Genomic DNA, 12,917 nt, shown 5'->3' with positions numbered 1-12,917 from the left:
CCAAAAAATAAAATTTGCGTAAACTTTTTTAAAATATTATAATTAAATAAAAAACTAGAGGTGAATGAATGGGAATTTTTAAATATATAAGATATGGATTTTGTATGACAAGCTTAAAATTAAAGAGTTATAAATTTAATAAGATAAGAAAAAATGAAGGTGAAGCAGAAGCATTTAAGTATGCTCAATCAGTATTTTTAGAGTGGAGTGAAGATACTCTAAGGATTATAGGAATAGATGTTGAAATTATAGGGAAAGAGAATATACCAAAGGAAACTTGCGCATTTGTTGGAAATCATCAAAGTGTATTAGATATTCCAGTATTAAAGCATGCACTTAGAGATAGAACGATAGGGTTTATAGCAAAGAAAGAAGCTTTAGAATATCCTATATTAGGGTTTTGGATAAAGAATACAAATTGTGTACCATTAGATAGAAGTAATCCAAGAGAAGCAATAAAAGTAATAAGTAAAGGTGCTGAATACATAAAAGAAGGATATAATATGATTATTTTTCCAGAAGGGACAAGATCTAAAGATGGAGAAGTTCATGAATTTAAAAAAGGAAGTACAAAGCTTGCAACAAAGGCAAAGGCTCCTGTAGTACCATTTTCTATTAATGGAACAGCTAAATGTTTTGAAGATACTAAAAGATTCAAAGAGGGAAAGGTGACAATTGTATTTGGAGAACCAATTTATACTAGTGAAATAAGTAAAGAAGAAGAGAAAAATTTATCATCAAAATTAGAGAAAATTGTAAAAGAAAATATAATAAGAGTTTAAAACTAAGTGAATTACACTTAGTTTTTTTTATTATTATAAAAATTAAATTAAAAAAGAAGGAGAAAAAGTTGAAAAAAATTATATTAAGAGTTAAAATATTAATAAAGAGTTAATAAAATTAATAAAGGATGAATAAGGGATGAAAAAAAGAATGTATTTAATTTCAATAGCATTATCAGTAATATTGATAGGAATGCTAGGGTGCGGAAAAAAAGAGGAAGAGGTTAAATCGAGAACTGAATTATTTATGGGAACTGCAATAAGTGTGAAAATATATAATGGAAAAGAGGAAGTTTTAAATGAAGCTTTTGAGAAAGTAAAAGAAATCGAAGACAAAGTTAGTATAAATAAAAATGAGACTGAAGTGTATGAAATAAATAAAAATGCTGGAATTAAAAAAGTAAGTGTTAGTGATGATACATTTGAAATAATAGAAAAAGGGTTAAAATATTCTGAAATGTCCAATGGGAAATATGACATAAGCATTGGTCCTATAGTTAAGCTATGGAGTATTGGATTACCAGAAGCAAAAATACCAACACAAGAAGAGGTTAATAAAACACTAGAATACGTAGATTATAGAGATATAGAATTAAATAAAGAAACTAAAGAGGTATTTTTAAAGGAAAAGGGAATGATTTTAGATTTAGGAAGTATTGCAAAAGGGTATGCAGCAGATCAAATAGCAGAAATTTTAAAAGAACAAAAAATAGAAAAAGCTATTATAGATTTAGGAGGCAACATATATGCTATGGGAACAAAAGAAAAGGACAAGCCATGGAAAATTGGAATACAAAATCCTTTTTCAGAGAGAGGTGATGTAGTTGGATCAGTTTATGTGGAGAATAAATCAGTTGTAACTACGGGGATTTATGAAAGATTTATTGAAGAAGAGGGAAAAAAATATCACCATATATTAGATCCTAAAAAAGGATATCCATATGAGAGTAATATCGCAGGAGTAAGTATTATATCTGATAAATCCATAGATGGAGATGCATTATCCACATTAATATTTACTTTGGGAATAGATGAAGGGTTAAAATTTATTAATGAGTTAAATGGAGTTGAGAGTGTTTTTGTAGATAATAATAAAAATATATATCTATCAGATGGATTAGAAAATAATTTTGAACTTATAAATAAAGATTTTAAGAAGGAATAGGTGGAAAAGGGTGAACTTAGAAAGTTTGAAATATTTTAATGATGTAGTTGAGTTGAAGAGTATATCTAAGGTTGCGAAGAATTCACATATTTCTCAACCAGCTTTAAGTCATCAACTGTTTAAATTAGAAAATGAATTTAATTTACAGTTATTAGAGAGAAGTAATAAGGGCGTTGAAATAACAGAAAGAGGAGAAGTTGTATACAATTATTCTAAAAAAATTCTAGCATTATATGAAGAATTACATAAGGAATTAAATAAAAATGAAAAAGAAAAGAGAGAATTAAGGGTTACAAATACAAGTCCATATATAAACTATATTTTTTCAGCTATAGCAGGAGGAATTGGAAGTATATTCAATAAATACAATGTAGAAATGAATAAAAACCTAGTAAATGGAGGACATATCTTACTTATAAATGAAAAGTCAGATATTATTATAGGAAGTGAACAATTGCATGATGAAGATTTGAAATCAGAGTTTGCAGGTAAAGATGAATTGGTTTTAGTGAGTAAAACTAAAATAGATAATTTAGAGAATATGAGAGTAGGAATATTAGATTATAAACATTGTAAAAAATTTGAGGAATATGTAGATAAAAATAATTTAAATATAGCATTAAAAAGCAATTCAATAGCTATTATCATGGGATTTCTAGAAGGAAAAGATACCTGTGCCATATTACCTAGAATAGAAATTCAAAAAAAGATTAATGATGGAGAAATATTTATTGAAAGATTAGAGGAATGTTATTATAACCTTTATATATCATATAGAAAAAATATTGATAAAAATATAGAGGAAAGAATTAATGGGCTAAAGGAAAGAATAGATATTTTATTAAAATAAGGTATTTAAAAAAGTTATACATAATTAAAAGTTTTTATAACCAATAAAAGGGAAAGTTGGCTTAAGCAAGATAAATAAGCATTTGAAGAGGAATATAAGAAGAAAAAGATATAAAAAACTCCTGTAGACAAGGTAGATATATGAATATAGAATGAATCCATGTAGATAGAGATATAGAAGGGATTGATAAAATTATGTCGACTAAAATAGTTATTTTAGGTGCAGGATATGCAGGAGTACATGCAGCTAAAAAATTGGGAAAGAAGTACAAAAAAAGAAGTGATGTGGAAATTACATTAATAGATAAAAATCCATATCATACATTAATGACAGAATTACATGAGGTAGCAGGAGGAAGAGTTCCAGAAGAATCTGTAAAGATTGAACTAGGAAGAATCTTTCATAGAAGTAAAGTCAATGTAGTTGTTGATTTTATAGAAAAAGTAGATACAGATAAAAAAGTAATTAAAACAAAGCAAGGAGAGTTTGAATATGACTATCTAATGCTTGGAATGGGAAGTGAACCAGCGTTCTTTGGTGTACCAGGAGTTAAGGAGAATGGATTTACGTTATGGTCTCTAGAAGATGCATTAAAGATAAAATCACACATTGAAAATAGAGTGAGGGAAGCTTCTTTTGAAAGAAATAAAGAAAAAAGAAAGAGAATGCTAACTTTTGTTGTTGCAGGTTCTGGATTTACTGGAATTGAAATGGCTGGAGAGCTTTTAGAATGGAAAGATACTTTAGCTAAAAAGTATAGAGTAGATGTAAAAGAAATTAGAATATTAGTAGTTGAAGCTATGGGAACTATTCTTAATATGTTAGATAGAAAACAAGCTGATAAAGCAGAGAAATACATGATTAAGCATGGAGTAGAAGTTTTAAAAGATTCACCTATAACTGAAGTTACTAAAAATACAATTAAGCTTAAAGATGGTGGAGTTATCCCAACAGAGACATTAATTTGGACATGTGGAATTCAAGCTAATAATGATTTAGATGAATTAGAGGTCGAAAAAGCTAGAGCTGGAAGATACAAAACAAATGAATACATGGAGGCTATAGGAAAAGATGGCGTTTATGTAGTTGGAGATTTAGCATACACAGAGGATGAAAAGGGAAATGGTAATCCTCAAATAGTTGAAGCAGCAGAACAAACTGCAGTAGCAGCAGCTAAAAATATAATAAATGCAATAGAAGGAAAAGCTGAGAAAGTTAAATTTAAGCCAAACTATCATGGATTTATGGTATCTATAGGTGGAAGATATGCTGTAGCTAATCTTATGGGAATAAAGCTTTCAGGATTCTTTGCAATGGTTATGAAACATCTTATAAATATGGTTTATCTATTTAGCGTAAATGATGTACATGCAGTATATAATTATTTACAACATGAATTCTTTGCTATGAAGGAAAGAAGATGTATTATGAGAGGTCATCTTTCATCTAAAGGAAACAGATTATGGCTAGTACCTCTTAGGGTTTATATAGGAGTTTTATGGTTATTTGAAGGACTTAAAAAACTTATTGGTGAAGAAACGTGGAAAGAAACATTTAAAATGGCAGAAAGCGCATTTAATGGGGCTGATGGAATTATAGATGGAACAACTTCTTATGTAGCAGCATTGGGTGATAATTTAACTATTGGATGGGATAGTTGGATGAAAATGGGGAATGTGAAAATGCCATTTACTTGGCTTCAAGATACAGTATCGGGTGCATCAGCAACTACAGATGCAGCTTTAGCTAATATGCCAGAACCGATATTTGAAACTATGCCAAAATTCTATGAATCTATAATGCAAGTATTTATGCCAAATGCAGAAATTGCAGTATGGGCACAAAGAGTAGTGGTGCTTATGGAAATTGGAATTGGATTATGTTTAATTGCTGGATTATTTACATTCTTGGCGAGTGCAGGATCAGCATTTATGACTGTGAACTTTATATTCTCAGCAATGGCAGGATTTGATATATTATGGTTTACATTTGGAAGTATCGCATTAATGAGTGGTGCAGGAAGAACATTTGGTCTTGATTATTACGTAATGCCATGGATTAGTCGAATTACATCGAATTTCTGGATGGGCAAAAGAGAGCCAATATATGATATACATGGAAAAGGAATATGGAATTTAACAGAAAAAGAAGTATCAGATAAAGCATCTATAGATGCATAAAAATTATAAAAGAGTTACTAAAGATGTTATGCTTTAGTTAAGAGTAAGAAAAAGGTTGTGTTATAAAAAATTTGAAATTTAGATTTTTAATTTGATTATCTTGAATTAAAAAAGAGAGCACAGCCTTTTATTCTTGCGAAAACTGAAAGTTGAGGTGTTTTAAAAGTGAAAGGGTTTTGGAAGGATTATCCTGAAATATATGGAGAAATAGAAGCAGTAAAAGAGATTATTGAAAAAAATGCAAAATGTAAAGATAAAATTATAGAAAATAGCATAACAGAATTATTGGGATCTGGTGGGAAAATGTTAAGGCCAGGATTTACAATATTAGCTTCTAAGTTTGGGGAATATAATGAAGAACGAACAAGAGCTTTAGCATCTGTAGTAGAAATGTTCCATATGGCAACGCTAGTACATGATGATGTAATTGATGATGCAGAGCTTAGACGAGGAAAAGAAACAGTACAGAGTAAGTATGGAAAAAACTATGCTGTATATATAGGAGATTATCTTTTTTGTCTTTGTTTTAAAACTCTTGCAATGACTAAAAATTTAAATAGAGATGTTACGGTAGACACGAAAGTTATGTCAAGAATATGCTTAGGTGAAGTAGAACAGTTAAATTCAAGATATAAAAGAGATATAACAATAAAGGAATATCTAAAAAGAGTATCAGGAAAAACAGCGGAATTATTTTCGTTGAGTTTATACATAGGGGCAGTGGAAAGTAATTTAGATAATAAAACTTCAAGAATTTTTTGGGAGATTGGTCATAACATAGGTATGGCATTTCAAATAATAGATGATATTTTAGATTTAGTTGGAGAAAAACATAAAACAGGAAAACTAATAGGAAATGATTTAAGAGAAGGAATATATACATTACCTGTTCTTTTAGCATTAAAAGATGATAGGAAAGAAATGGAAAGTATTTTGAGAGAAGAGTATTCAGATGATGAAATAAAGAGTGTTACTGAATATTTGGAAAAGGAAAAGTATATTGAGAAATCTTTTGATATAGCTAATAAGTATTCAGAGAAAGCAATTAGGAATATAAGGATGTTGCCATCAAACACATATAGAGAAATTCTTTTAGAGATAACAGAAAAAATGTTACAAAGGAAAAATTAATATGGGATATATAGAGTTTGAGAATGTAGATAAGAGTTATGGAAAAACAAAAGTATTAAAAAATATTAGTTTTTCTATAAAAAAAGGAGAAATAGTTTCTATATTAGGTGAGAGTGGAAGTGGAAAATCTACTATTTTAGAGAGTTTATGTGGGTTTAAAGAAATTGATAATGGGAAAATTTACATTGATGGAGAAGAAATATCAAAAAAAGAACCAAAAGATAGAGATATATCAATGATTTTTCAAAACTATGCGTTAATGCCACATTTGAATGTTTATGAGAATATAGCACTAGGAATGAAAATTCGTAAGGAAAAAAAGAAAGATATAGAAAGAAAGGTTCTTTGGGCAGCAGATATTTTAGAGTTAACTAAATATCTAAAAAGAAAACCAAAAGAACTTTCGGGGGGACAAAAACAAAGAGTTGCAATAGGGAGAGGGATAGTGAGGAACCCAAAGGTATTTCTTATGGATGAGCCATTATCTAATTTAGATTATAATTTGAAAATGGAAACTGCTAAAGAAATAGTAAGTTTAAATAAAAAAATAAATGGAACAACTATTTATGTAACACATGATCAAGAAGAAGCAATATTAATTTCAGATAGATTAATAATAATAAGAAATGGGGAAATTGAACAAATAGGAACCCCGGAAGAAATTTATAAAAATCCAGAAAATAAATTTGTTGCAGAATTTTTAGGAAGACAAAAAATAAATTTTTTAAAGTTAACTGTAGGGGAAGAAAATTATTTAGAAAATATAAAAATAAACTTATTTGAAGCTTTAGAAAAAGGAAAATACACAATAGGTGTGAGACCAGAAAATATAAAAATAAATGAAAATGGATTTTTAGAAGGAATTATAGAAGATATAAGATATTTAGGAAGTGAATATCTTATCAAAATAGATTTAAATGGGAAGTCTATCAGAGCAAAAATATTAGAAAATAAGTATAAAGCAAAAGATAGGGTAAAAATATCTTTTGATTTAGATAAAATAAATATATTTAGGGATTAGAGAACAGGAGAGAAGAATTATGAGAAAAAAGTTAGTAGTTGGGTTGTTATTAGGAAGTAGTATATTATCAATGGTTGCTTGTGGAAGTGGAGAAAAAAAGGAAGAGAGCAAAATTGGAGGAACTATAAAGGTTGTAACTAGTAAAACTGATGGGGATGAAATTTTAGAAGAAGTAGAAAAGAAATTTAAAGAAAAATATCCAGAGGTTGAAGATGTTATATTTGAATCATCTAGTGATTATGACAATCATATTAGAACTAGAATGAATACAGAAGATTATGGTGATGTCTTATTTGTGCCATTTAGTATGAGTGGAACACCAGACAAGTATGGAGATTATTTAGAGCCATTAGGAAAAGTAGATGAATTAGATGATAAATATATAGATGTAACAGAAGCGGATTACGATGGAGTGGCATATGGTATTCCTACTGCATTAAATTCATTAGGAATTATTTATAATGAAGATGTTTTAAAGGAAGCAGGAGTAGAAAAAATGCCAACATCTTTAGAAGAGATGGTAGAGGCTTGTGAAAAAATTAAGAAGAATACTGATGCTATACCATTTTATACAAATTATAATAGAACACTTGGTGTATGGGGTGGAGCTTTAACTTCATATGGAGGAGAAAATTATAGATCAGAAACTTTGAAAAAGGGTACAGCTTTTGAAGATGGACAACCTATAAGAGAAGTTATGGATTTATTTTATGAATTATCTAGTAAGGGATTAGTAGAAGAAGATCCTATGACTGGTGATTATGGAAAGTCACAGCAGATGTTAGCTGAAGGAAAAGTAGCAATGTTTATGATGGGGTCACAAGAATTAGTAGAAATAAGAGCACAGGCTAAGAATAAAGACAGCATAAAAATAGGATCTTTTCCAATAAAGATTAATGGAGAAACATCTATAGCATTTGGAGCTCCAGAAGTAATAGGGATAAATAAAAATAGTGGGAATAAAGAAACTGCAAAGGCATTTGTCGAGTTTATAACATCAAGAGAAAGTGGATATGCAGAAAGCTTAGCAGGACTTGCGCCTAATATTGAATCTTTAACTAAAGAGGAAAAAGAAGCTTTGAAAAATAATAATGTAGTTTTAACAGCGCCTCAAGTAGAACCAGAAGTAGATGCTAAATATACAAAGATTGCAAAAGATGCAGATGTAGCTAGATTAAATGGAGTATTACAAAAATCAATAAATATAGGATTATATCCAAAAGATAATGAAAGTTATGAGGAATTTATCAAAAATTCTGAAACTAAGTGGGAAAAAGCTGTAAAAGATAATGAATAGTAGAAGTTTTAAAGAAAGAAAAGTTTTAATTACTTTTCTTTCTTTGCCTATAATTTTACTTCTTTTATTTGGAATTATTCCTATGGTGAAACTTATATATTATAGTTTTACAGACTGGAATGGAATGGGAAGTGGAGAAAATATAGTTTATTTAGATAATTATATTAAAATTTTAACCAATCCAAAATATTTAGAAGTATTTAAAAATTGTATTTATTATTTGATTTCAGGATTACTACAAATAATAATTGGATTTATGTTAGCATATAGTCTTTCTGAAAAATTAAGAGGAAAAAGTTTTTTTAAAGGGATATTTATATTACCAATATTAATTAGTGGAGTTACTATATCTATGATGTTTAGAGTAGTTTTTTCACCAGATGGAACATTAAATGGAATTTTAACTATGTTAGGTTTGGAAGAATATATAAGATATTGGCTAGGAGATCCTAAGATAGTGAATTGGTCCTTAGCATCTATATCTTTGTGGAGATATACAGGACTTAGTTTTATTCTTTATTTAGGAGCCATAGCAGCTATACCAAAAGAATATTTTAAAGTAGTTTCCATTGAAGGTGGACGAGCATTAGAAAAAATAAAATATGTTATATTGCCTAATATAAAAACAACTATAAAAATAAATTTATTAATGCTTTTGATTGGTGTAGTTTCTGTTTTTGATATTCCTATGATAATGACAGAAGGATCGAATGGAACAAGTACAGTTATTTTGAAAACTATGGATATAGCATTTAAAGATAAAGATTTTGGATTAGCATCAGCTATGGCAGTCATAGTAAGTTTAATAATTATATTAATTAGTTTAGTTAGATATTTAATTAAAAAGAGAGTGAAGAATGAAGAGAGTTTATATTAAAGGATTAAAATATGGATTACTGATATTGTGGGCTATTGTAATTTTAGTACCTATTTTGACAGTTTTAATTGGGTCGTTTAAAAGTTATAGCGAATTTAATAGTACTGGAGGACTAGAATTTTCAGTTAATCCTACACTAGAAAATTATAAGAGAGCATTTTTTCATGGGAAGATGCTTTTAGGGTTTATTAATAGTTTTATATTAGTTTTAGGAGGGTGTTTAGGGACAATAATACTAGGAAGTATGTTAGCTTTTTGCTTAAATAGATTTGATTTTAAATTTAAAAAAGTTATATTGCTGATGTATATATTAGTTTCTATAGTGCCTATAGAAATTTCACAAGTTACGACATTTAAAATAATAAATAATTTAGGTTTATATAATACGAGAATAGCACCAATTATATTATATATGAGCATAGACATGGTTACATTATTTATCTATATGCAAATGCTAGAGAAGATACCAAGAGATATAGATAGAGCATATATCTTAGAGGGAGGAACAGTTTTTGGACTTTTTAAAGATATTATATTTAAAATATTAAGGCCAGCTACATTTACAGTGTGTTTGCTTAAGATGATTAGTATATATAATGATTTTTATATTCCATATTTATATATGCCAAAAGAAGGATTAAATACAGTTTCTCAAACTATATTTAAATTTATGAGTACTAGTAAAATTGAATGGAATGTGATTTGTGCAGGAGTAATTATAAGTATTATTCCAATGATTATACTTTTTGTATTTTTACAAAAAAAAATTTATTCAGGAATTGTTGAAGGAAGTGTAAAGGGGTAAAATGGTTAGATTTTTTAAGAAAATGTATACGGTAATAGAATTGAGAACAGGGTTTGCAACGGGATTACCAATTTTAAGTGCAGGATTATTTGGAGCTTATTTAAAGGGAAGTTTAGATATATTATTGTTAGCGTTAATGTTTATATCAGGTTTTAGTTTTAATATAGTTGCGAATATTGCTAATGAGATAAGAGGATATTTAAAAAATGAAGAAACAGAAGAAACTTTAACAGGTCATAAGGGAAGTGAGGGCCTTGCAAGAGGAGATGCTAATCTAAAGGATGCAATCATAGCTTTAGGGATATTTCTTATGCTAGGAGCTGGTAGTGGGCTTTTAATAGTGTTTATAACTAAAGATATTATGATTTTAATTATTGGAGTTGTAAGTGCATTAGCAGCATTATGTTATTCATTAGGACCTAAACCATATATAATATATCCAGTTGGAGAAGTGGTTTCAGGAATTTTTGTTGGTGGAGTAAGCAGTTTAGTTTCGGCGTATATTCAATTTGAAAGTTTAAATTTAGGACTAGTACTATATTCAATTATTGGTGTATTTATGACTATATTTTTAATGGCTACAAATAATACATCAGATTATAATAAAGATATGGGAAGTAGGACTACATTACCACATGTAATTGGATTTGAGAATTCTATAAAAATATTATTACCAGAAGGGATGATGATGGTTTTAGCATTTATAAGTATTGGAATCTTAGGACATTTGAATATTGGAATGATAGTTATAGGATTAATTGTAATTTATTATTTTGGATATGAAAAATGGTATAAGGAATATTCAAAGATAAGAGAGCCATTTAAAGAAATGGGCAGAATATGGGGACCAAGACCTCTACTTTTAATTTATAGTTTTAATTTAACTATGTCAGGGATGTTCTTAATAGGAATTATATTAAAAGGAGTGGGAATATGAATATTAGTGTAATAAATACGAATCCATTGAGTATATCAATTATTTTAGGAAAAAAATTAGGGCTATTTAGAGAGTTAAATTTATCAATAATAGAGGATTTTAAATTTATAGGAGAAAATCCTTATATGGAGGGTAAATCTGATTTAATGATTGGAGATATAACGTTTTTCTTTTATGCATTGGAAAGAGGAAAAGAATCTGTAATTACATCAACATTAACAAGAACAATTCATTTAGTAGTAAAAGATGGAGTAGAGATAAATGAAAAAAACTTGAAAATTGGAGTTAATAGGAGTGGATTATTTAAATTGTTTTTAGAAAATGATTTAAAAGAAAAACTTAATAAGCCGGAAATAGTATGGATAAATAATACCTTCGAGAGAATAGAAGCATTAAGAGAAGGCAGAATTCAAGGGCTAATAGCTATAAATCCTTTTGTAGATATAATAGAAGATGAAAAGATAGGAAAAGTGAAATGGAGCCTTAGAGAGTCAGATAAGAATTTAGTAATGTATTGCTTTGATAAAAATTATTATGAAAATAATAAAGATGAAATAAGAGATTTTCACTTCGGAGTAAGAATGGCAGGGAAAATATATAATAATATGTCTCTAGAGGAAAAGGAAAAGTTTTTAAGGGAAGAAATGAATTATTCAAAGGAATATCAAAAAAGATTTTTAAAATTTACATTTGAAGAAGAGGAAGATTTTAAAGAAAAAGACTTTAATTTATGTAAAGAGTGGATGCTTCGGGAAAAAAATATTAAAAAAGATTATAAATATAGTGAATATGTAAAAAGCTTAGGTAAATAACCTAAGCTTTTTTAAATGTATAAGGCAGTAGTTAGAAGTAATACCAATAAAAACTCCTGTTAAAATGCCTAAAAAAGAAAGAAAGGGAAGATATAAAAATATGTAAGGTGATTGCAAAATAATAGATGCAACTAATATTTGACCTAAATTATGAAATACAGCAGCAGAAGCACTAATACCAATTATAGAAATATTATCTTTAAATAATGTTTTGAAGCATATAGCAATAGTGAAGCTTAAAACACCACCTGTAAAACTATAAAGCAAAGTAGATAAACCACCACCAAAGATACAAGATAGTATTATTCTAAGAGCTAGGACAATAAAAGCATCTCTATAAGATAAGGTATAGATACTTATCATTATAATTAAGTTAGCAAGTCCTATTTTAGCTCCTGGGACAGGTATAGGTGAAGGAATAGCTCTTTCTATAGTAAATAGAATTAAAGCTAAAGATATTAAAAGTGACATATAAACTAATTTTGAAGATTTTCTTTTAAGCATAATTATTAATGTGAAAAAATCATATCATCATCTGATTGATTTTCAATCTCTCCTTTTATTTCTATAATAACTTCATGTGGCAAACAAATAATTGATTCATAAACTTTAGAAATGCCTTTTGTATTTATACAAATTGAATCTTTACAATCTGCATCAATCATGGAAACTATACCGTTTTGGAGTTTAATAGTATTAATACCATGGGAAGTTTCTATATCAAAAGTTCTATTTTCAGATAAAGGTAATGTTTCTAATACTGTACCACTAACTTTTATATTTATAAATTTCCTTTTAACTTCATTAATAGGTGAAGCTTTTACAACAAAAAATGGAATTAAAGAAGTTAAAAATAGACAAATTATTACGATTAAATCTAATTTTTTTAAAATTTTAATAGCTTTCAACGGTTTTCTCCTTAAAAATAAGTATATTTAAATTTTAATGTAATAAGGAAGGGAATGGTAATAGAAAAAACTTATATAATATAGAAAATATATATTAATAGGTACTTAGATAAATGAGGTATAATCCATAGTGTAAACATAATCAAGGGGGA

Annotated in this window: 13 protein-coding genes; 11 read left to right on the top strand and 2 right to left on the bottom strand. The window is 28.0% G+C overall.

Annotated features, from left to right (window positions below):
• Positions 1 to 68: 68 nt before the first annotated feature.
• From Q0W06_RS09545 to Q0W06_RS09495, 11 genes are all read left to right on the top strand, one after another.
• Positions 69 to 782, top strand: a complete 714-nt coding sequence (locus tag Q0W06_RS09545) for a lysophospholipid acyltransferase family protein (RefSeq protein WP_297634397.1) — start codon at positions 69 to 71, stop codon at positions 780 to 782.
• A 139-nt stretch (positions 783 to 921) separates the two neighbouring features.
• Positions 922 to 1,947, top strand: a complete 1,026-nt coding sequence (locus tag Q0W06_RS09540) for an FAD:protein FMN transferase (RefSeq protein WP_297634393.1) — start codon at positions 922 to 924, stop codon at positions 1,945 to 1,947.
• A 10-nt stretch (positions 1,948 to 1,957) separates the two neighbouring features.
• A complete protein-coding gene (locus Q0W06_RS09535; RefSeq protein WP_297634390.1) occupies positions 1,958 to 2,797 on the top strand; it encodes a LysR family transcriptional regulator in 840 nt (279 codons plus the stop codon).
• 194 nt (positions 2,798 to 2,991) lie between these two features.
• Positions 2,992 to 4,977, top strand: coding sequence for an NAD(P)/FAD-dependent oxidoreductase (locus Q0W06_RS09530; RefSeq protein ID WP_297634388.1), 1,986 nt, complete (start codon positions 2,992 to 2,994; stop codon positions 4,975 to 4,977).
• 165 nt (positions 4,978 to 5,142) lie between these two features.
• Positions 5,143 to 6,108, top strand: a complete 966-nt coding sequence (locus tag Q0W06_RS09525) for a polyprenyl synthetase family protein (RefSeq protein WP_297634385.1) — start codon at positions 5,143 to 5,145, stop codon at positions 6,106 to 6,108.
• 1 nt (position 6,109) lies between these two features.
• The gene (locus tag Q0W06_RS09520) at positions 6,110 to 7,129 is read left to right on the top strand and encodes an ABC transporter ATP-binding protein (RefSeq protein ID WP_297634383.1); all 1,020 of its coding nucleotides are present in this window, start codon (positions 6,110 to 6,112) and stop codon (positions 7,127 to 7,129) included.
• 19 nt (positions 7,130 to 7,148) lie between these two features.
• Complete coding sequence (locus tag Q0W06_RS09515) at positions 7,149 to 8,426, top strand: extracellular solute-binding protein (RefSeq protein ID WP_297634381.1); 1,278 nt, start codon at positions 7,149 to 7,151, stop codon at positions 8,424 to 8,426.
• Positions 8,419 to 9,303 (top strand): sugar ABC transporter permease, encoded by an 885-nt coding sequence (locus Q0W06_RS09510; protein ID WP_297634379.1) that lies wholly within the window; start codon positions 8,419 to 8,421, stop codon positions 9,301 to 9,303. Before Q0W06_RS09515 ends, Q0W06_RS09510 begins: the two co-directional genes overlap by 8 nt.
• Positions 9,284 to 10,108 (top strand): carbohydrate ABC transporter permease, encoded by an 825-nt coding sequence (locus Q0W06_RS09505; RefSeq protein ID WP_297634376.1) that lies wholly within the window; start codon positions 9,284 to 9,286, stop codon positions 10,106 to 10,108. The genes Q0W06_RS09510 and Q0W06_RS09505 overlap by 20 nt, the downstream gene beginning before the upstream one ends.
• Before the next feature lies 1 nt (position 10,109).
• On the top strand, positions 10,110 to 11,045 hold the full coding sequence (locus Q0W06_RS09500; protein WP_297634373.1) for a prenyltransferase: 936 nt from the start codon (positions 10,110 to 10,112) through the stop codon (positions 11,043 to 11,045).
• A complete protein-coding gene (locus Q0W06_RS09495; protein ID WP_297634370.1) occupies positions 11,042 to 11,857 on the top strand; it encodes a hypothetical protein in 816 nt (271 codons plus the stop codon). The genes Q0W06_RS09500 and Q0W06_RS09495 overlap by 4 nt, the downstream gene beginning before the upstream one ends.
• Here the strand turns inward: Q0W06_RS09495 and Q0W06_RS09490 are convergent.
• Both Q0W06_RS09490 and Q0W06_RS09485 read right to left on the bottom strand, forming a co-directional pair.
• The gene (locus tag Q0W06_RS09490) at positions 11,846 to 12,328 is read right to left on the bottom strand and encodes a Gx transporter family protein (protein WP_297634367.1); all 483 of its coding nucleotides are present in this window, start codon (positions 12,326 to 12,328) and stop codon (positions 11,846 to 11,848) included. The two genes, Q0W06_RS09495 and Q0W06_RS09490, sit on opposite strands and share 12 nt — an antisense overlap.
• Before the next feature lie 38 nt (positions 12,329 to 12,366).
• Positions 12,367 to 12,765, bottom strand: coding sequence for a NusG domain II-containing protein (locus Q0W06_RS09485; RefSeq protein ID WP_297634364.1), 399 nt, complete (start codon positions 12,763 to 12,765; stop codon positions 12,367 to 12,369).
• Positions 12,766 to 12,917: the final 152 nt, after the last annotated feature.

The sequence above is a fragment of the uncultured Clostridium sp. genome, assembly GCF_947072515.1.
Taxonomy (GTDB): Bacteria; Bacillota; Clostridia; order Clostridiales; family Clostridiaceae; genus Clostridium.
The sequence above is the reverse complement of the archived record's forward strand: the minus strand, read 5'-3'. Positions and strand labels throughout refer to the sequence as shown.

Excerpts from the sequence above, each read along its gene's own strand:
- Q0W06_RS09520 (WP_297634383.1), top strand. The coding sequence starts at position 6,110 with ATGGGATATATAGAGTTTGAGAATGTAGATAAGAGTTATGGAAAAACA.
- Q0W06_RS09490 (WP_297634367.1), bottom strand. The coding sequence starts at position 12,328 with ATGTCACTTTTAATATCTTTAGCTTTAATTCTATTTACTATAGAAAGA.
- Q0W06_RS09545 (WP_297634397.1), top strand. The coding sequence starts at position 69 with ATGGGAATTTTTAAATATATAAGATATGGATTTTGTATGACAAGCTTA.
- Q0W06_RS09515 (WP_297634381.1), top strand. The coding sequence starts at position 7,149 with ATGAGAAAAAAGTTAGTAGTTGGGTTGTTATTAGGAAGTAGTATATTA.
- Q0W06_RS09540 (WP_297634393.1), top strand. The coding sequence starts at position 922 with ATGAAAAAAAGAATGTATTTAATTTCAATAGCATTATCAGTAATATTG.
- Q0W06_RS09530 (WP_297634388.1), top strand. The coding sequence starts at position 2,992 with ATGTCGACTAAAATAGTTATTTTAGGTGCAGGATATGCAGGAGTACAT.
- Q0W06_RS09500 (WP_297634373.1), top strand. The coding sequence starts at position 10,110 with ATGGTTAGATTTTTTAAGAAAATGTATACGGTAATAGAATTGAGAACA.
- Q0W06_RS09505 (WP_297634376.1), top strand. The coding sequence starts at position 9,284 with ATGAAGAGAGTTTATATTAAAGGATTAAAATATGGATTACTGATATTG.
- Q0W06_RS09495 (WP_297634370.1), top strand. The coding sequence starts at position 11,042 with ATGAATATTAGTGTAATAAATACGAATCCATTGAGTATATCAATTATT.
- Q0W06_RS09510 (WP_297634379.1), top strand. The coding sequence starts at position 8,419 with ATGAATAGTAGAAGTTTTAAAGAAAGAAAAGTTTTAATTACTTTTCTT.